Consider the following 20,233-nt stretch of genomic DNA (forward strand, 5'->3'; position numbering starts at 1 on the left):
AGTTAATCGCTCCCTCCTACTCGATCGATAAAATCTGAAAACAAATTCGGTTTATCTCGATTAAGGATTTACTGATTGTTATGATTTTTTAAGGATTTTAACTTTTCATAGATCGTTGCCATCCTTTTTTCTTCTCCTGCAATGACAGGGCGATAAAATTCCATATCTTGAAGATTGTCTGGTAAATATTGTTGATTTACCCAACCACCAAAAGTGCCTATTGGATAGTCGTGAGGGTACTGGTAACCAACGTGACCTAATGTTTTGGCTCCCGCATAATGAGCATCCCTCAAATGCATAGGAATATCCCCAGTTTTTCCTTCATGAATGGCTTTAATTGCAGCGTCTAATGCCTGATATGCGGAATTGGATTTTTCAGATAAACACATTTCAATGACTGCATTGGCAAGGGGAATTCTCGCTTCAGGTAAGCCGAGTACTTTTGCTGCTTCTGTTGCTGCATATACATGGGCGCCTACATTGGGATTCGCAAGGCCAATATCCTCATATGCCATCACCAAAAGTCTTCTACAAACTGCAATTAAATCTCCATTTTCAAGCAAATGGGCTAAATAATATAAACTTGCGTTGACATCGCTTCCTCTCACAGATTTTTGCAAAGCGGACAATAAATTATAAAAATGCGTGCCACCTTTATCTCCATATACGCCGATGCGTTTCGCCAAGTGTTCGATAGTAGAATCTTCCACACGCACAATGTCATCTATTTCTTCTGAAGCATGAAAGACTGATTCTAACAAAGTTAAAGCTTTCCTAGCATCACCATTGGAAGCAATCGCAATTTTTTTTATTTGTTCATCATGAATATCAATTGAATATTTTCCTAATCCTCGTTCTTCATCATGCAATGCGTTTTTTAACAGTTGGACAAGTTCCTCAAGAGTCAAACGTTTTAGTTGAAAAATCTCCCCGCATCGGGAACGGATTGCTGGATTGACATCGTGAAATGGATTTTCTGTCGTAGCACCGATTAAAATAATTGACCCATCTTCCACATGGGGTAATAATGTATCTTGTTGAAGTTTATTAAATCTATGAATCTCATCTAAAAACAGTATGACTTTTCCTGTGAGCCTTGCTTCTGATACAATTTGTTCAACATCTTTTTTTCCAGCAATCGTTGCGTTTAAAGGAAAGAAAGGTAAATTTGTGCTTCCTGCAATAGCATAGGCGATAGAGGTTTTCCCAATTCCTGGTTCACCGTACAATAACATTGACGGAACATGTCCGTTTTGAATCATTTTATATAAAGCGGTATCTTTACCAATAATATGTTGTTGTCCAACTACTTCATCTATATTTCTAGGGCGCATTCGAAATGCCAATGGTTCATTTTGCATAGTACTTCCTCCGATGAACTTAAAAAACTTTTCATTTATAAATTATAATAGACCTTTTCCAAGTGGAATAAAAGGTGTTATGTTATACTAGACGAAGAATATGGGAATAGAAATTTGAGGTGTAGTAAGATGAAAATTTCAACTAAAGGTAGATATGGTTTAACAATTATGATCGAATTAGCAAAACATTATGGGGATGGTCCACTCCCATTACGTAAAATTGCGGAAGAAAAAAATCTATCAGAGGCATACTTAGAACAATTAGTATCTCCATTACGTATTGCTGGTTTAGTAAAAAGTGTGCGCGGTGCATACGGCGGTTATTTACTTGCAATTCCACCAAGTAAAATTTCAGCAGCAGATGTAATTCGTGTATTAGAAGGTCCAATCCAACCAGTGGAGGGAATTGAAGAAGAAGAGCCACCACAACAACAGCTTTGGATTCGCATTCGCGATGCAGTAAAACAGGTACTTGATACGACAACGATTGAAGATTTAGCAAATTATACTGACGAGACAGAGTATGACGGTTATATGTTCTATATTTAATTGCACTTAAGAATAAAGGAGTTTATCGGCACATTATGCAAACGTTTTACTTAGATCATGCAGCAACTTCACCAGTTCATCCAGAAGTCATTAATTCTATGACGGAAGTAATGGCTCGTGTGTATGGAAATCCTTCCAGCATTCATGCAGCAGGACGATCTGCAAGAAAGATATTGGACGAAGCGAGAAGTATTTTAGCTCAATCCATTGGCGCGAAAGATACAGAAATCATTTTAACAAGTGGTGGAACAGAAGCTGATAACACAGCAATATTTGGAGTAGCTCAAGCTTTAAAATCGAAAGGTAAACATATTATCACAACATCAGTAGAACACCATGCTGTTCTACATGCATGTGAACAGCTAGAAAAAGCAGGTTTTGAAGTAACATATTTACCAGTAAATGAAAACGGTCGCATTTCTGTTGAATCTGTAAAAAATGCATTGCGAGCTGACACAATTTTAGTAACGATTATGTATGGAAATAACGAAGTCGGTACGATTCAACCTATTAAAGAAATTGGCGAACTTTTAAAAGACCATCAGGCGATTTTTCATACCGATGCTGTTCAAGCTTATGGATTAGAAAAAATCGATATTAATGAATTACATGTTGATCTTTTAAGTGTCTCCAGCCATAAAATTAACGGACCAAAAGGAATAGGCTTTTTGTATCAACGAGAAAAAACGCCTCTCGTCGCTACTTTTTATGGTGGTTCACAGGAAAGAAAACGTAGAGCAGGGACGGAAAATGTACATGCTGCTGTAGGTTTTGCAAAAGCTGTTGAAATCTCACAGCGGGAAATGGAAAAAAGACAGGAAACATATCTTCAATTTAGAACGATCTTTTTAAACGTATTAAATCGGGAACAAATTACTTACAAGGTAAATGGCGATCATGAATATTTCCTTAAACATATATTAAACATTAGTTTTCCAGGAATGGACGTTGAATCGTTCCTCGTGAATTTGGATATGGACGGTGTTTATGCATCAAGCGGTTCAGCGTGTACAGCAGGTTCCATTGACCCGTCTCATGTGCTTGTTGCAATGTTTGGAAAAGGTGCATCAGAGCTTCGTAATTCCATTCGTTTTAGTTTTGGTTTAGGATTAACAAAGGAAGATGTTGAAATTGCAGCTGAACGTACAGCTAAAATCGTGAAAAGAATGACGAATTCATAGAATTAGAAAAGGTGAAATACATGGTAGAAACTCGTGACCCATCACAAATTCGTGTAGTCGTTGGAATGAGCGGTGGGGTTGACTCATCTGTTGCTGCTTATTTGTTGAAGCAACAAGGATACGACGTGATTGGTATCTTTATGAAAAACTGGGACGATACAGACGAAAACGGTGTTTGTACAGCAACGGAAGATTATGAAGATGTGATTAAAGTTTGTAACCAAATTGGAATTCCGTATTATGCTGTTAACTTTGAAAAAGAATATTGGGATAAGGTATTTACGTACTTTTTAGAGGAATATAAGGCTGGTCGCACGCCAAATCCAGACGTGATGTGCAATAAAGAAATTAAATTTAAAGCTTTCCTTGAACATGCATTAAAGCTGGGCGCTGATTATTTAGCAACAGGACATTATGCTCGAGTGGAAGAGCGAGATGGGGAAGTCGTGTTATTGCGCGGCGTCGATCGGAATAAAGACCAAACATATTTTTTAAATCAATTGAATCAGCAACAGCTGCAAAAGGTCATGTTCCCAATCGGGCATATTGAAAAGCCGAAAGTAAGACAAATTGCTGAAGAGGCTGGTCTTGCAACGGCGAAGAAAAAAGATTCAACAGGCATCTGTTTTATTGGTGAGCGCAATTTTAAAGAATTTTTAAGTAACTACTTGCCCGCGCAACCTGGTAACATGGAAACCCTTGATGGCAAAGTTATGGGGAAACATGATGGGCTAATGTATTATACAATTGGACAAAGACACGGCCTTGGCATTGGCGGTGAAGGTGAACCTTGGTTTGTTGTGGGGAAAGATTTAAAACGCAATGTGTTATATGTGGGACAAGGATTCCATAATGAAGCATTGTATTCTACATCATTAATCGCAACAAATATGGGCTTCACATCCAATCAACCGAAACCAAAGAAATTTACTTGTACAGCTAAATTCCGCTACCGACAAGAAGATACTCCAGTAGAAGTGGAGCTTTTAGATGATCAAAAGGCACATATTACGTTCCAAGTGCCGCAGCGAGCGATTACGCCTGGACAAGCTGTTGTTTTATATGATGGGGAAGTATGTTTAGGCGGAGGAACAATTGATGAAGTAATAAAAAATGGTGAAAAATTAACTTATGTAGGATAATTGGCGGCTAAGTTGGTCGCCAATTTTTGATGAGAGGTGAGAACATGAACTATAATGAAGAAGGCATCAAAGCATTGCAGGAAGAGCGTTATGAAGATGCAGTGAAAGCTTTCACGGAAGCAATTGAACAAAATCCGGATGATCCAGTAGGCTATATTAATTTTGGGAATGTCCTTGCCGCAATGAACGAGATAGAGCGTGCAGAGAGATTTTTTCAAAAAGCGATTACTCTTGATGAAAAAGCTGCAACGGCCTATTATGGATTAGCAAACTTATATTATAATTCGGAGCGATTTGTAGAGGCGGCAAAACTTTATCAAAAGTCGATTGAATATGGAATTGAAGGTGCCGATGCTTATTACATGTTAGGGAAAGCATTAGAAAAGGAAAATAAAGTAAAACTGGCACTTCCATATATGCAACGAGCTGCTGAACTTGCGCCGGATGATATGCAAATTCGTTTAAGTTACGGCATTTTATTATGTAAGTTAGAGATGTTTGATTTAGCAAAAAAGGAATTGGAGTATGTCTTACATAATGATGAACAAAATGCCGATGCTCATTATAATTTAGGTGTGCTCTACGCCCTCTCGACAGAGGATGCAAAAGAGGCGTTATATCACTTAGAACAAGCCTTTACAATTCAACCAGAACATGAACAAGCAAAATATATTTATGACATGGTAATGGAGCGCTTAAAGAATAAAAATTAGAATGTTGAAAGGCTATCTAGAAGTTAAGATTTCTAGATAGCCTTTTGAATTGGAAATTTTCTATACTAGCCGGTAGATACCCAACATTGATGTTAACCTCTATTTAAGCTTCATATTATTATTTGTTTCAGAAACGAAATTTATCTTATCACGATAATAGATGTCAAGTCGTTGTGATTGAATTTCTATTTGAAAATTCACTATAGCACTTCAAAATTATGACTTACAATAATTCACCACATCTCGATATGGCAAATCGCCTCCAAAAATATCTAATGCACTGCCGATTGTTACGTGCAATTTTCCTCCTGATAATTTTTTAAACCTTTCAAGATCTTGTAATGATCGAACTCCACCTGCATAAGTTGTTGGAATCTTTGTCCATTTCGCTAAATCCTGAACTAATTCTTCCTGCATTCCGCTTTTTTTCCCTTCCACATCCACGGCATGAATTAAAAACTCATCGCAATATTGTTCAAGAAAGGAAATATTTTCTTGATTGACTTCAAAATCACTGAATTTCGTCCATTTATCCGTAACGACAAACCATTTGTCATCTCGTTTTCTGCAACTTAAATCAAGGACAATGTGTTCTTTTCCAATCTCTTGGACAAGACGTTCTAATCTTTCCATATCTAATTGTCCATCGTGAAATATGTATGATGTAACAATGACATGGCTGGCACCCGTATCAATCCATTTTTTTGCATTGTCCGAAGTGATTCCTCCACCGATTTGAAGTCCTCTCGGATATGCAGTTAAAGCAAATTGGGCTTGTTCTTCATTTCCAGGGCCTAACATGATAACATGCCCACCTGTTAAACCATCCTTTTTAAATAGTTCGGCATAATAGGAAGCATCTTTTTCAGAAATAAAATTTTCTACGACAGTTTCTTGTCCTAAAGTACTGCCAACAATTTGTTTGACTTTTCCATCATGCAAATCAATACAAGGTCTAAATTCCATAGTGCACTCGAATCCCTTCAACAGTATTTTTTATATCATATCATTGGTCTATTATTTAATCGAGAAGTGGAAGTTCCTATTTTGTTACACTCCATAATAATGGTATCATATTAAAGAGATTTTTTCGGAGAGGAGCGTATGAAAATGGAGGAAAACTTCACCATACTCAAAACTACAAAAACCTTTGTTTTAGGCCGTCCAATTGTTTCCATTTTTCATAACGCATCCAACATGTATTCTATTGTAAAAGTGAAAATTAAGGAAACGAATTTGCAATATACAGAAAAAGAAATCACAGTTGTAGGATATTTTCCAACCCTTGATGAAGAACATGACTATCGTTTTATTGGAAGTTTGAAGCATCATCCGAAATACGGAATTCAATTCCAAGTAGAAACGTTTGAAAGGGAAGTTCCTGCAACTGAACAAGGTGTCATTCACTACTTATCGAGTGACTTATTTCCGGGTATTGGTCCAAAAACTGCTGAGTTGATTGTCAAAACGCTAGGGACTGATGCGCTGAAAAAAATGATGGAAAATCCACAAATTCTCGATGAAGTTCCAAGACTATCTGAAGAGAAAAAAATGACCATTCGCAGCACTTTAGAACAAAATTTAGGTTTGGATAAAATTATGATTCAATTGAACGAATGGGGATTCGGACCGCAATTAGGAATGAAAATATATCAAACGTATCGAGAAGAAACAATTCATTTGTTAACCGAAAATCCTTATCGTTTAATTGAAGAAGTAGAAGGGGTTGGATTTACAAAAGCCGATGAATTGGGCAGTAAACTCGGCATAACAGGAAACCATCCCGACCGCATTAAAGCAGCAATCTTGCATGTATTGAATCAAGCTGCTTTATCTGAAGGGCATGTATATTTAGAAGCGGAACATGTATTGCCTGAGGTTAAAGGTATGCTGGAACAGAGCCAACCTGTAGAAATTCCTTTTGAGTCTATTTCAAAAGCGGTTATTGAATTGGAAGAGGAAGGGAAAATTTGCGGCGAAGAGACGAGAATTTACTTGCCATCCTTATATTTTAGTGAAGTTGGCATCGCAACTAAAATTTTGCAACTTTTAAAGCAAAATGAAAAAAGTCAAATTTTTTCAAAAGACGAGATACGAAAAGCAATCGGAGAAGTCGAAGAACGTTTGGAAGTGACTTATGCAGAAACGCAAGCAAGAGCCATTGAACAAGCTTTAAACTCGTCCGTTATGATTTTAACAGGAGGGCCAGGAACAGGGAAAACGACTGTTATTCGAGGATTAGTTGAAGTTTATGCAGAACTTCACGGAATTTCTTTAGATCCTAAAGAATATGCGAAGAAGGAGGAGCCGTTTCCAATTATTCTTGCAGCACCAACTGGTAGAGCTGCAAAAAGACTTTCGGAATCTACGGGTTTACCAGCGATGACAATTCACCGATTATTAGGTTTTAATGGTCAAGAAAAAGTGGAAGAATCAGATCGTGAAATCGAAGGCCGCCTTGTTATAATCGATGAAATGTCCATGGTAGATACGTGGTTAAGTCACCAATTGTTAAAAAGTATTCCTCTCAATGCTCAAGTGGTTCTTGTAGGAGATCAAGATCAATTGCCGCCGGTTGGACCTGGACAAGTATTAAAGGACTTATTAGCTTCTAAAGTCGTGCCAACCATAGAACTAACAGAAGTATATCGCCAAGCAGATGGTTCTACGATTATTGAACTGGCCCATCAAATTAAAAAAGGGCAAATTCCAACTAACTTTACTGAAAAAACGACCGATCGTTCTTTTATTAAAGCTTCAAAAGATCAAATTGCCAGCGTCGTCACACAAGTTGTAAAAAGTGCATTGGCAAAAGGTCAATCTATACGTGATATACAAGTGTTGGCACCTATGTACAAGGGGCCAGCTGGTATTGATTATTTAAATAAAGAAATTCAAGAGCTTGTGAATCCAAACGAGGATGGAACGAGAAAAGAAGTAAAGTATGGCGATACGATTTTCCGCATTGGTGATAAAGTTTTACAGCTAGTCAACCAGCCGGAAAGTAATGTTTTTAACGGTGATATTGGAGAAATTGTAGCAATCTTAAAAGCGAAAGAAACGGTTGAAAAACAAGATATCGTTGTCGTTTCTTATGATGGCAATGAAGTGACGTATGAACGATCAGATTTAAATCAAATTACTCTGGCTTATTGTTGTTCCATTCATAAAGCACAAGGCAGTGAATTCCAAACCGTGATTATGCCTATTGTTCGAAGCTATTCGAAAATGCTTCGTAGAAATTTGATTTATACAGGAATTACTCGTGCGAAAAATTATTTAATATTATGCGGAGAGCCAGAAGAATTCATGAAGGGAATTCAACGCACGGACGATTTGAAGCGTTTTACGACTTTGAGGGCCCGATTGAATCCCGCGAAGATGAATGATGATCGAAATCAGGAAATGAAGATGGAAGGGGAGAAGCTTGATGAACAAATCGTGCATCTTTCACCGGACGATTGCAATGAACAGCAGACGACAGGCGATACTACTTCCCTTCCTCCAGTCCTTAATGCGGAAACAGCACCTAAAATCCATCCGATGATAGGGATGGATGGTATCACCCCTTATGATTTTTTGGATGAATAAAAGGTTGTATACACTTTGGATAAAAAACCGAACAATTGCCTGAATCTCTGATTCTGAGAGTCTGCAACGTTCGGTTTTACTATTTATATCGACATTCAAATGCAAATTCCGGTTTCCATTTGTTATTGAAAATTCTTCACTTTACGGCCATGAAGGAAAAAGTAAAGGAGCACGGTTGCCAAAACGACAAAACTTAAACTGAAATACAATTGGCTGTAAGTCGTATACTGCTCAATAAATCCCAACAGATATGGGCCAAAGCCCAGACCTGCATCAAGGAAAATGAAGAATGTGGATGTGGCAAGTCCCATTCGATGGATGGGCGTCACTTTCACTGCAACGGCTTGAATGCAGGATTGCATATTGCCATAACCCAGACCGATCAAAACCCCTGAAAACAGCAGTACAAAACTGTTATGTGCCGCGCTTAAAACAATCAGTCCAATCGAAAAAAGAATAAACGCAGGATACATTACGTAATTTGCGCCTTTCACATCTAACAGACGCCCGGAGAAAGGACGTGAACACAAAATAGCGATGGAATAAACAAAGAAGAAGAAACTGGAGGCTTCCATCAAGCCGATTTCCTGTGCATAAAAATTTATGAAGGATAAAACTCCGGAATAGCATAAAGCGGCAATGAGCATAATGAAAGAAATCGGTATGGCTTTCGATTCAATAAAATTCGAAAGTTTGAACCCTTTAACGTCTTTCTCCGCCTTTTTCACCGCTTTAGGCTCTGATACTTGAATAAAGAATGAAGTGATGAATGCGATGATTCCTAATAAACTACACAATCCAAATACGATCAAAAAGCTTACATGCTGGCTCAAAAACAACCCTATGAAGGGACCGATGGCTGTCGCCAAAGTGGAACTCATACTGTAATACCCAATCCCTTCGCCCTTGCGGCTGTTGGGAATGACTTGGGCGACAATGGTTCCGGTTGCCGTTCCAGCAATACCGAGGGTCAAACCGTGCAAAAATCGCACAATTAAAAAGAACCAAATATTTAATTGAATAAAATAGAGGAAGCTTGATAATGCAAATAGGCAAGTGCCAATCAGCAATGTCCTTTTGTAGCCAATCGAATTGATGCCGCGGCCTATAAACAGTCTTCCAATTAATGTGGCGATGATGAAAATGCCTGTTGCAAGACCCGCTTGACTCGTGGTTGCGTGAAATTCTGTTTTTGCATAAACGGCTACAATGACAACTAGTAGATAAAAGACAGATGTTAACAAAAAATTAATGGTTGATGTGATAATAAAATCTTTTGTCCATAATTTTGATTCATTCATTGTTGTTTTCCTTCTTTACTGTAAAATTGCTGTTGAATTTTTGAAAGTGTATGGAAAAAGTTTTGCAGTTCATCCTCTGTAAGGTGTTCCATCATCTTTCTTTCGAAGCTCGATATTTTTTTACGGCAGGATGCATAAATTTCTTCACCCAACGGCGTTAACTGGATCACCTTTTCTCTCCGATCTCGGCTTTCCCTTTTTTCAATTAATCGAAGTTCCTCCAAAGCGTTCACCCTGCGAGTGATGGACGGCTTCTCTACACTGTATCGTTTGGCGATTTCCACCAGAGTTGACGGACCGTTATGCTTTATGTAATAGATAACTTGCCATAAAGAATAGGAAAGATTGTATTCGCTTAAAAGTTCATTCAAAGCATTGATTAGTGGCCGATACAATCGTAAATAATGTTGAAAAAATCCTTCCAAAGGATTTCACCTCCGATAAAATAGTTACCCTAGGTAACTATATCACTAAACTATTATATGTCAATAAAATGTTCTTTTCCAGTCATCCATTTTTTGCCCCTATCCGATTTAATGGCCATTTACCTGAATTGCGATGTATCCATGTTGGATCATCCCTTATGTACGATGTTATATATCAAATCGAGAATGTTTGTTAGCGATTTGAGAATTAAAAAGGATTTAAATGATATAAAAATATAGATTTATTTGAAAATTTTGTGTTTAGGTTTGATATAATTTAGAATTTAAATGCTGATTTTTGTAGTATTTACCAATTATTCATATGGATATTAGATAGGTTTCATTTAAAAATGAAATTGTTCTTTATAAACAAAAAATCATAAAATGAATAACAAGAAAAAATTATACTACGAAAGAGTGATGGATGATGTGTGGAATTACGGGCTGGATTGATTGGGAAAACAATTTGAAACATCAAGAAGTCACTATAAAAAAGATGACACAAACGTTAAACAAAAGAGGACCAGATGCCTCTAACATTTTTTGTGACACGCATGTTGCTCTTGGTCATACAAGACTGATCGTAGTAGATCCTGTTGGCGGTTCTCAGCCAATGTCGAAAACAAAAGGTTCTAATAAGTATACGATAGTTTACAATGGTGAGCTATATAATACTGAAGAACTGCGTAATGAATTGGTCAATCGGGGTTATTCATTTCAATCCCATTCTGATACGGAAGTATTGTTAACAGCTTATATCGAGTGGAAAGAAGAATGTGTTAAACATTTAAACGGTATATATGCTTTTGCTATTTGGGATGAGGAATGTGAAAAAATTTACATGGCGAGGGATCGGCTCGGTGTAAAGCCTTTGTTTTATAAATTTAGCGGAAAAAGCTTAATATTTGGTTCAGAATTGAAGGCAATTTTAGCCCATCCAAAAGTAAAATCCGAAGTTGATCGAGAAGGATTACAAGAATTATTTGGTTTAGGTCCTTCCCGAACGCCAGGGCACGGAATATTTCGAGGGATTAATGAATTAAGGCCAGCCCATTATCTTATTTTTGATCAACATGGCTTGAATATACAACGTTATTGGAATGTTAGAAGTACTAAACATGTTCATTCATTAGAAGAAACTATCGAAAATGTTCGTTTACTCATAAAAGATGCAGTTGAACGACAATTAGTTGCAGATGTTCCGGTTTGCACCTTTTTGTCGGGTGGTTTAGATTCAAGTGTTATTACCTCCATTGCTTCAAATTTTTTCAATAACCTAGAAAGAGGACCTCTTCATACCTATTCTATTGATTATGAAGAAAACAGTACTTATTTTCAAAAGAGTTTGTTTCAACCGGATGAAGACCGTCCATGGATTGAAAAAGTAGTTCAACATCTAGGTGTTGCTCATCATACGACCATTATTTCCCACGAACAACTTGCTGAAAAATTAAAGGAAGCTGTGATTGCTAAAGATTTACCTGGTATGGCAGATATTGATTCTTCTTTACTTTTATTTTCCGAAGAAATAAAAAAACATTTTACTGTGGCACTATCTGGTGAATGTGCTGATGAAATTTTTGGAGGCTATCCTTGGTTCTATAAAACAGAATTATTGAAAAACGATGGTTTTCCTTGGATGCAATCCGAATCAGAGAGACAAAATCTACTATTACCATACTGGCAAAATACATTGAAATTGAAAGATTATATAAAATTACGATATGAAGAAACGATCCAAGAAGTGCCGAAATTAGAAGGGGAAGAACCGAATAAAGCCCGACGCAGAGAAATGTTTTATTTGAATATGGTGTGGTTTATGTCGACATTGCTAGATCGAAAAGATCGAATGAGTATGGCTGCTAGTCTAGAAGTGCGGGTACCATTTGCAGACCATCGAATTGTTGAATATGCATGGAACATACCATGGTCAATGAAAATGCTAGGCGGAAGAGAAAAAGGATTATTGCGAAAAGCTCTAGAAAGCATTCTTCCAATGGATATTTTATACCGAAAAAAGAGCCCCTATCCTAAGACACATCATCCTAAATATACAAAGCTAGTAACTGACATGTTGCGACAGATTATTCAGAAGAAAAACTCACCAATATTGCAACTCATTTCGAAAGAAAAATTAGAAGAACTGCTAGATTCCAACAAATCATTTAAAATTCCCTGGTTCGGCCAACTAATGACGGGCCCTCAACTTATTGCCCATTTGGTTCAAATGAATATTTGGCTTGAAAAATATAATGTAAATTTAGTTGATTTGTAAACGCTTTTTGAAATAATATTAAACTTTAATATATACGGATTTTTCATTCATTTTGTTTAAAATTTTTCCATCATTAAATCGTCTGACAAATGCAATTAGAAAATAATCCGATTGGGTTTGCCAAAGTCGTGTAGGGATTCAGAGATACTCTTGCACGCTGATGACAAACAGCGTAGAAAGGAAGGGGTATTATTATGTTAAATGTAAATCCTGATCAATTTGTTATCAAACCATCATTAGCAACAATTAATTGTGAACCAAATTGGCAGTGGAAGCGAAAAGCACCTATTCCAAATTATGATTTACTTTACGTTTGGAGTGGAAAAGGAACTTTAACATTAAACGGAAAAGACTTTAAATTACAAAGAGGTAGTTGTTTTCTATTTAAACCAGGTGATTGGACGACGGCAACCCAAGATCCAATGCATCCGCTTGTAATTACGTACATTCATTTCGACCTTGAAATCGAGCCGAATATGATACCAAAATCTTATCGAATTTTACAAGATCGGATTCATTTTGAGTCGCTTCTTTCTCAATATGTAAGATTATTTTTAGTGAAAACTTTTGCTGCAGATATCGAAGGAAAGTTGATATTAAAACAATTAATGATTCAACTGTTAAGGGAAGATCAACAGTCAGAAACAAAACAAATAGAAGAAAACACGGAGATGCAAAGTCAGTTGTTCTTTACAATCAGGGAAGTGGCAAATTATGTTCAACAACATCCCGGAAAAAATCATACAGTAGAAAGTTTAGCTGCTCGCGCTAATTTTTCGCCACGTTATTTTTCAAAAAAATTCAAAGAAATCATGGGGCAAACAATTCAATCCTATGTTGTTGAAACTCGAATAAAAAGAGCGGAGCATTTGTTGCATTATACAGGCATGACAGTAACAGAAGTAGCTGATGCTCTTGGGTATAATAATATTCATTTCTTTAGCCGACAATTTAAAGCATATACAGGGAAAAGTCCATCGGAAATTCGGACATTACCGAGAATAAGAAAATCAACGATAAAAGAAATCTCGCTAAAGAGAAATGCTTAAATAAATTGTTCAAAAAAACCGACATTTCCAATACGGAATATGTCGGTTTATTATATGTATTATATTTTAAATCGCTTCACTAACAGTTGAAGTTGCTCAGCCATTGTTGCCAATGTTGTAGCAGATGTAGTAACTTCTTCCATTGTAGCCAGTTGTTCTTCTGAGGCAGAGGAAATTTCTGTTGAATGTTTCGCATTTGTTTCGGCCATTTTTGCGATTTCTTCAATGGAAGAATTAATTTGTTCAATATTTGTTGTAATTTCTTCTGTTATAGAATTTAATTCTTGGGTTTGAGCTGTAACATTCTCAATAGATTTTACTATTTGTTCAAATGATTTTCCGGATTCTTCGGTTATTTCTAATCCATTTTTTGCAACTGAATTAACATTGCTTGTCATATCAACAGCTGTATCAATGTCTTTTTGGATGATATGGATAATTTCAACAATTTGATCAGCTGATGATTTTGATTGTTCAGCTAATTTACGTACTTCGTCAGCTACAACTGCAAAACCTTTCCCGTGTTCTCCTGCACGAGCTGCTTCAATTGCAGCATTTAATGCCAACAAATTGATTTGTGATGCAATTTCGGTAATGACATCAATAATTTTTCCAATATAATTTGAATTTTGTTCTAAGTTTTTCATTACCTCTAGTGTATCGGATGATGCATCATGAATATTTTTTACTTGGCCAACTACTTTTTGAATGTGGGTATTACCTAAGTTGGCTTGAGCCATCATGACATTTGCGTTCTCGGCAACCGAACTAATAGAATCTGCAATATAATGCATTCCTCTTGTAATATCATGTATAGCTTCAGCACTCTCAGTTGTATTCTTACCTTGAATTTCTATTGTTTTTGCTACCTCTTGGATTGAGAGTACCACTTGATCGGTTACAGAAGCGGTTTGTTCAGAGCTAGATAATAATTCTTCTGAGGAAGCAGCGACTTGTTCAGAAGCCTCACTTACTTGACTAAGCATGGCTCGTAAAGAACCTAACATTTTATTAAAGGACAAAGCCATTTCACCAATTTCATCTTTAGTTTGAATTTGAATTTCTTTCGTTAAATCTCCTTCGCCCTCTGCAATTTCTTTCAGTTGATTATTGACGAGTTTAATTGGTTGAATAATTGAACGGATTAAGAATAACATTACAATCATTGTAATAATCCCAATAACTGCAATCGTCATTACAATATTAATTAATATTGTGTAAACATTTTTTTGTATTGATTCAATAGGTGTACCTGTTAGCCACATACCGATAATATTGTCTTTTCCATCTTTGATGGGTTGATACATTGTTAAATACAACTTGCCTGAAATATCGGCTTTTCCAATATAAACTTCACCTTTTTGAAGCACTGTTTCTAGAATGGCAGGATCGGCAGATGCACCAATTTTTCTTTCTCCGTTTACCTCAATATTTGTTGCTACAGTAGAATCATTTAAAAATATATTGGTAATACCACCAGTCGTCTCTCCGATTTTATCCAAGATTTTATTATTATCATTAATTTTAATAACGCCTTTATATAAGTTTCCTTCACGAACGTTCCAACTACCTGGATACTTTTCATCAATTATGCTTAAACCTAGTTTCGCTTCAACTGCAACTTTTTCCTCATAAATAGATAATAACTGTTTTTCAACTTGAATTTTTGCTACAAAACCAATTGAAAACATTAAGAATAAAATAACGAAGATTATTAAAATATTAAATTTCGTTTGGAGTTTCAATCTCTTAACAACGTTCATGATGCTCTCTCTCCTGAAAATATTGTAATTTTTATAGTAAAAATCTTACATCATTATAATATATTTATAAAATATTGTAAAAATATTTAGTATTTCGAAATAACTAGTAAATGATTAATTGTGTTACATATGAACTGTTAATTGATAAATAGAATACCTAGTAATTTAGAGGGAGTTTCATTTTTGGATTTTGCTTTGAATTAACGTATCCTCTCCTCCAGCAAAACACTTGGCATAAGTTCGACAAGTGTTTTTTTATTTCAAACATAAACCCGAAGAAAAGAAGAAGTGTAAAAAAGTGCAAAGATTCAACTTAATAGTCTAAATATTTTTGGTTTTAGACTTGTTAGGATGTATGTATAAGAAAACAGGAAGAATTAAGGGGTGCAGAAAAATGGATCAAGGATTAACACAAGGTTTATACAATCCACAATTTGAACATGACTCGTGCGGAATCGCCTTATTAGCGAATATCAAAGGTGAAAAATCACATTCACTTGTATCCCAAGCGTTAATTGCCCTAGAACGGTTAACTCATCGCGGAGGTCGAGATGATAAGGAAACGTTAGGTGATGGCTCAGGCATTTTAACTGACATACCTCATGAATTATTTGAAAAAGAATGGGGAAAGCAGGGAAAACAACTGCCATCTTTAGGGGAATATGGTGTTATGATGATTTTTCTTCCAAAAGAGGAAACGAAACAAGAAGAATACAAGCAAAGAATTGAAGAAATTGTTGAAATGAACAGTTTGACAATTTTCGGATGGAGAACTGTACCAACGAACGATCAAGTATTACAAAATGAATTCATACAAACAGCCCCTTCAATTCATCAGTTATTTGTTATACCTACATCAGTTAATAGTCAAAATGATGATTTCGAAAGACGTTTATATATTGCCCGAAAAAAAATTGAAAACACCTTTAAACAATTCGAGCGTAATATTGATGCTTGTTATATTTCTAGTTTTTCATCGAAAACCATTGTTTATAAAGGGCTACTGTTACCGAATCAATTAAAAAATTTTTATGTCGATTTAACGAATGAAAATTACCAGTCTAAAATGGCAATGGTTCATAACCGCTTTAGTACAAATACTTTCCCGAGTTGGAGCAGAGCTCAACCAAACAGGATGCTCATGCATAACGGGGAAATTAATACTATTACCGGTAATGTAAACTGGATGTTTGCTCGAGAAGCAACAATGAAAACGGAAGTGTTTGGTGATGATTTGGAGGCACTTCATCCAATTGTCAATCTCGACGGCAGCGACTCTGCAATGTTTGACAATGTTTTAGAGCATTTAGTGATGTCCGGATGGTCTTTACCCCAAGCGATGATGATGATGATTCCGGAACCTTGGCAAAATAATAAATTACTTTCAGAAAAACAGAGAGCGTTTTATCAATATCATAGCTTATTAATGGAACCGTGGGATGGGCCAGCTGCAATGGGGTTCACAAACGGACACCAAGCAGGTGCTTGCCTTGATCGAAATGGTTTACGACCTGCTAGATTCATTTTGACGGAAGATGACTTTTTCTATTTATCTTCAGAAGTGGGAGTTGTCGACATACCAGAAGAAAAAATCGTCCAAAAAGGCCGCTTAAAACCAGGTCAAATGTTAGTAGTAGATTTCGAAAAGAAAGCCTTATTGTTCGATGAGGAGCTAAAACTGCAATTTATCAATGAACATCCATATGAACAATGGACAGCTGAAATGATTTTACCAATCGATAACATTCCTGCATTAAATGTAGAAACATCAAAAAATATGGATCGTACTCAAATAATTCGTCTCCAACGAGCATTTGGCTATACCTTTGAAGAATGGGAAAAATATATTAAACCTTTAGCAGTCCGTGGAGACGATCCAGTTGGTTCAATGGGGTATGATGGGCCACTCGCTGTATTATCCAAAAAACCACAACTATTATTCAACTACTTTAAACAACGATTTGCCCAAGTAACAAATCCACCAATCGATGCTATTCGAGAAGCGTACGTTACTTCAATGGAAGTGTATTTGGGCAGTGAAGGTAACTTATTAAAACCTAAAAAAGAAGACTATCAAAAAATAAAGTTAAAAACACCTATTTTGACTAAAAATGAATGGCTAAAAATTATTAGTTTAAATTTAAACGGTTGGAAAGTGTCTAAACTGTCAACTTTATTCCCTACTGAACAACCAGAATCGATGGAAATTTATTTGAAAAAACTTCTGAAAAACGCTGAAAAAGCTGCAAATGATGGATATCAATTACTTGTCATTAGCGACAGAGGTGTAAACAAACAAAATGCAGCCATTCCATCATTATTAGCTGTTTCCAGTGTCCATCACTACCTAATACAAAAAGGCCTTCGCAATAAAGTAAGCATTATTGTCGAATCAGGAGAACCGAGAGAAGTGCATCACTTTGCAGCACTACTTGGCTATGGAGCTAACGCTATTTATCCTTATTTAGTTTACGCATCCCTTTCACAATTGGAAGAAGCAGTAGATAACGATTTAATTGATAAGTATGTGAAAGGTATCACAAAAGGGATATTAAAAATCATGTCTAAAATGGGCATTTCAACGGTGCAAAGTTATATCGGTGCACAAATTTTCGAAGCAATTGGATTGAGTCGAGAAGTAATTGAAAATTATTTCCCTCGTACGATTTCTCAAATCGGTGGACTTGAATTAAATGATATTGCATTAGAGACAGTTATTCGCCATAAAGCTGCATGGGAAGATGATGAACTTTTATTGGAAGAAGGATCTGATTTCCAATGGCGAAAAAATGGTGAAGATCACCTTTATCGTCCTGAAACAATCCATACTTTACAGCTCGCTTGCCGTACAGGAAAATATGAACTTTACAAAAAGTATAGCGAAATGCTGTCGAAAGAAACGAATACAACGTTAAGAGGATTATTTGAATTAAAAAGTGATCGAAAACCAATTCCGATTGAAGAAGTAGAACCAATCGAATCGATTTTTAAACGATTTAAAACAGGTGCCATGTCTTTCGGTTCAATTAGTATAGAAGCTCATGAAGCAATTGCCATTGCAATGAATCGAATTGGCGGAAAAAGCAATTCAGGAGAAGGAGGAGAAGATCCAAACCGCTTTATTCCTTTGCCAAATGGTGATTCAAAATTAAGCCGCATTAAACAAGTGGCTTCCGGTCGATTTGGTGTAACAAGTCATTATTTAGTGAATTGTGATGAGATTCAAATCAAAATGGCTCAAGGTGCAAAGCCAGGAGAAGGGGGACAGCTTGCCGGCCATAAAGTGACAGAAGAAGTTGCAAAGACAAGAGGTTCTACGCCGGGCATTGAACTAATCTCACCACCGCCTCATCATGATATTTATTCGATTGAGGACCTTGAGCAATTAATTTACGACTTGAAAAACGCCAATCCCGAAGCGCGAATCAACGTAAAGCTAGTTTCCGAAAGTGGTGTTGGAACAATTGCTGCTGGTGTTGCAAAAGCTAAAGCCGATGTAATTCTCATCAGTGGTTATGATGGAGGAACAGGAGCAGCAGCAAAAACGAGCATTAAGCATGCTGGCCTCCCTTGGGAATTAGGGTTAGCAGAAGCACATCAAACATTAATGCTAAATGGCTTAAGAAACAAAGTAGTGCTCGAAACAGACGGAAAACTAATGAACGGTAGAGATGTAGTAATCGCCGCATTATTAGGAGCAGAGGAATACGGATTTTCAACATTGCCACTTGTATCGTTAGGGTGCGTCATGATGAGGGTTTGTCATCTAGATACATGCCCAGTGGGAATCGCAACTCAAAATCCAGTTCTTAGAAGAAAAATGATCGGAACTGCTGAACACGTTGTCCACCTAATGCACTTTATTGCGCAAGAAATTCGTGAATATATGGCGGAATTAGGCTTTAGAACAATAGAGGAAATGGTGGGAAGAACGGATATTATTCAGATTAAGAATGATGTGAATTGGAAGGAAAAGAAACTGGATTTATCTTCGTTACTCGTTAGCTATGATGGTGAACGTACAGCTACAAAAAGCCAAAATCACCAACTAGAAAAAACATTGGATTATGAAAAATTAATTCCATTAAGCAAGGAAGCTTTAAATCATAAGAAGCCAGTTCATATTGCTCTTCCTATTAAAAATACGAACCGCTCTGTCGGTACAATGCTTGGAAGTGTTGTTTCGAAAATACATGGAAGTGAAGGTTTAAATGAAGATACAATTCAAATTCACTTTACAGGATCCGCAGGCCAAAGTTTTGGAGCATTCATTCCAAATGGCATTACGTTGAAGTTGGAAGGAGAAGCAAATGACTATGTCGGAAAGGGATTATCTGGTGGAAAAATCATTGTAGCTCCTTCTTCAAATACAAAGATTGTTGCAGAGGAAAATGTCATCATCGGCAACGCGGCATTCTATGGTGCAACAAGCGGTAAAGCTTTTATTCGCGGTAAAGCAGGAGAAAGATTTTGTGTTCGAAATAGTGGAGCACTTGTTGTAGTCGAAGGTACAGGAGATCACGGCTGTGAATATATGACAGGTGGTAGAGTCGTAATTTTAGGGGAAGTTGGGAAAAACTTTGCAGCAGGTATGTCTGGCGGAATTGCTTATGTATATTCTCCAGCAAACAAATATTTTTACGAAAATTATAACGATGAGCTTGTATTACTTGAAACGATTGAAAGTGAAAAAGAAATCCAGTTTGTGCTTTCTTTAATCAAAGAACATGTTCAAGAAACGAATAGTCTTGTAGCGAAACGAATCATTCAAAATTGGAAAAAAGAAGTTTCGAATTTTATTCGTGTGATTCCTCACAAATATAAGCAGATTTTAGATGAACAAGAATTGTATTTATTAGAAAGTTACTAATTAAGAAAGTGTG

13 protein-coding genes are annotated in these 20,233 nt (G+C 36.4%); 8 read left to right on the plus strand and 5 right to left on the minus strand.

Annotated features, from left to right (window positions below; all coding sequences use genetic code 11):
• Positions 1-68 precede the first annotated feature (68 nt).
• Positions 69-1,361, minus strand: a complete 1,293-nt coding sequence (locus NSQ18_RS13470; protein ID WP_016839402.1) for a replication-associated recombination protein A — start codon at positions 1,359-1,361, stop codon at positions 69-71.
• A gap of 129 nt (positions 1,362-1,490) precedes the next feature.
• On the opposite strand from NSQ18_RS13470, the gene NSQ18_RS13475 reads away from it, so the two are divergent.
• Genes NSQ18_RS13475 through NSQ18_RS13490 form a run of 4 tightly spaced genes read left to right on the plus strand, consistent with a single transcriptional unit; the run spans position 1,491 to position 4,946 of the window.
• Positions 1,491-1,910, plus strand: coding sequence for an Rrf2 family transcriptional regulator (locus NSQ18_RS13475; RefSeq protein ID WP_016839403.1), 420 nt, complete (start codon positions 1,491-1,493; stop codon positions 1,908-1,910).
• A 35-nt stretch (positions 1,911-1,945) separates the two neighbouring features.
• A complete protein-coding gene (locus tag NSQ18_RS13480; RefSeq protein WP_168412513.1) occupies positions 1,946-3,091 on the plus strand; it encodes a cysteine desulfurase family protein in 1,146 nt (381 codons plus the stop codon).
• A gap of 20 nt (positions 3,092-3,111) precedes the next feature.
• Entirely contained in the window at positions 3,112-4,233 is a 1,122-nt protein-coding gene (gene mnmA, locus NSQ18_RS13485; protein ID WP_168412514.1) for a tRNA 2-thiouridine(34) synthase MnmA, read from the plus strand.
• 44 nt (positions 4,234-4,277) lie between these two features.
• Positions 4,278-4,946 carry a tetratricopeptide repeat protein gene (locus NSQ18_RS13490; RefSeq protein ID WP_016839406.1) on the plus strand — a complete coding sequence of 223 codons (669 nt, stop codon included), beginning with the start codon at positions 4,278-4,280 and terminating at the stop codon, positions 4,944-4,946.
• A 216-nt stretch (positions 4,947-5,162) separates the two neighbouring features.
• Here NSQ18_RS13490 and hisA read toward each other — a convergent pair whose 3' ends face one another.
• Positions 5,163-5,912, minus strand: coding sequence for a phosphoribosylformimino-5-aminoimidazole carboxamide ribotide isomerase (gene hisA / locus NSQ18_RS13495; RefSeq protein WP_016839407.1), 750 nt, complete (start codon positions 5,910-5,912; stop codon positions 5,163-5,165).
• A gap of 144 nt (positions 5,913-6,056) precedes the next feature.
• Between hisA and NSQ18_RS13500 the strand changes: the two genes are divergently transcribed.
• Positions 6,057-8,537 (plus strand): ATP-dependent RecD-like DNA helicase, encoded by a 2,481-nt coding sequence (locus NSQ18_RS13500; protein WP_339289687.1) that lies wholly within the window; start codon positions 6,057-6,059, stop codon positions 8,535-8,537.
• A gap of 122 nt (positions 8,538-8,659) precedes the next feature.
• Here NSQ18_RS13500 and NSQ18_RS13505 read toward each other — a convergent pair whose 3' ends face one another.
• Positions 8,660-9,838, minus strand: a complete 1,179-nt coding sequence (locus tag NSQ18_RS13505) for an MFS transporter (protein WP_016839409.1) — start codon at positions 9,836-9,838, stop codon at positions 8,660-8,662.
• Positions 9,835-10,263 carry a MarR family transcriptional regulator gene (locus NSQ18_RS13510; RefSeq protein ID WP_016839410.1) on the minus strand — a complete coding sequence of 143 codons (429 nt, stop codon included), beginning with the start codon at positions 10,261-10,263 and terminating at the stop codon, positions 9,835-9,837. The genes NSQ18_RS13505 and NSQ18_RS13510 overlap by 4 nt, the downstream gene beginning before the upstream one ends.
• Positions 10,264-10,687: 424 nt before the next feature.
• On the opposite strand from NSQ18_RS13510, the gene asnB reads away from it, so the two are divergent.
• Complete coding sequence (asnB, locus tag NSQ18_RS13515; protein ID WP_339288356.1) at positions 10,688-12,538, plus strand: asparagine synthase (glutamine-hydrolyzing); 1,851 nt, start codon at positions 10,688-10,690, stop codon at positions 12,536-12,538.
• A gap of 194 nt (positions 12,539-12,732) precedes the next feature.
• Positions 12,733-13,587 carry an AraC family transcriptional regulator gene (locus NSQ18_RS13520; RefSeq protein ID WP_339288357.1) on the plus strand — a complete coding sequence of 285 codons (855 nt, stop codon included), beginning with the start codon at positions 12,733-12,735 and terminating at the stop codon, positions 13,585-13,587.
• A 59-nt stretch (positions 13,588-13,646) separates the two neighbouring features.
• On the opposite strand, the gene NSQ18_RS13525 is transcribed toward NSQ18_RS13520, so the two are convergent.
• On the minus strand, positions 13,647-15,350 hold the full coding sequence (locus tag NSQ18_RS13525; protein WP_016839413.1) for a methyl-accepting chemotaxis protein: 1,704 nt from the start codon (positions 15,348-15,350) through the stop codon (positions 13,647-13,649).
• A gap of 394 nt (positions 15,351-15,744) precedes the next feature.
• Here NSQ18_RS13525 and gltB point away from each other — a divergent pair, with 394 nt between their 5' ends.
• On the plus strand, positions 15,745-20,220 hold the full coding sequence (gltB, locus tag NSQ18_RS13530; RefSeq protein ID WP_339288360.1) for a glutamate synthase large subunit: 4,476 nt from the start codon (positions 15,745-15,747) through the stop codon (positions 20,218-20,220).
• Positions 20,221-20,233: the final 13 nt, after the last annotated feature.

The organism is Ureibacillus sp. FSL K6-0786 (genome assembly GCF_037965165.1).
Classification (GTDB): Bacteria; Bacillota; Bacilli; order Bacillales_A; family Planococcaceae; genus Ureibacillus; species Ureibacillus thermosphaericus.

What these genes read in the sequence shown, in the direction of transcription:
- NSQ18_RS13470 (WP_016839402.1), bottom strand. Translation starts at nt 1,361, where the DNA reads ATGCAAAATGAACCATTGGCATTTCGAATGCGCCCTAGAAATATAGAT.
- NSQ18_RS13520 (WP_339288357.1), top strand. Translation starts at nt 12,733, where the DNA reads ATGTTAAATGTAAATCCTGATCAATTTGTTATCAAACCATCATTAGCA.
- NSQ18_RS13500 (WP_339289687.1), top strand. Translation starts at nt 6,057, where the DNA reads ATGGAGGAAAACTTCACCATACTCAAAACTACAAAAACCTTTGTTTTA.
- gltB (WP_339288360.1), top strand. Translation starts at nt 15,745, where the DNA reads ATGGATCAAGGATTAACACAAGGTTTATACAATCCACAATTTGAACAT.
- hisA (WP_016839407.1), bottom strand. Translation starts at nt 5,912, where the DNA reads ATGGAATTTAGACCTTGTATTGATTTGCATGATGGAAAAGTCAAACAA.
- NSQ18_RS13475 (WP_016839403.1), top strand. Translation starts at nt 1,491, where the DNA reads ATGAAAATTTCAACTAAAGGTAGATATGGTTTAACAATTATGATCGAA.
- NSQ18_RS13505 (WP_016839409.1), bottom strand. Translation starts at nt 9,838, where the DNA reads ATGAATGAATCAAAATTATGGACAAAAGATTTTATTATCACATCAACC.
- mnmA (WP_168412514.1), top strand. Translation starts at nt 3,112, where the DNA reads ATGGTAGAAACTCGTGACCCATCACAAATTCGTGTAGTCGTTGGAATG.
- NSQ18_RS13525 (WP_016839413.1), bottom strand. Translation starts at nt 15,350, where the DNA reads ATGAACGTTGTTAAGAGATTGAAACTCCAAACGAAATTTAATATTTTA.
- NSQ18_RS13480 (WP_168412513.1), top strand. Translation starts at nt 1,946, where the DNA reads ATGCAAACGTTTTACTTAGATCATGCAGCAACTTCACCAGTTCATCCA.
- asnB (WP_339288356.1), top strand. Translation starts at nt 10,688, where the DNA reads ATGATGTGTGGAATTACGGGCTGGATTGATTGGGAAAACAATTTGAAA.
- NSQ18_RS13490 (WP_016839406.1), top strand. Translation starts at nt 4,278, where the DNA reads ATGAACTATAATGAAGAAGGCATCAAAGCATTGCAGGAAGAGCGTTAT.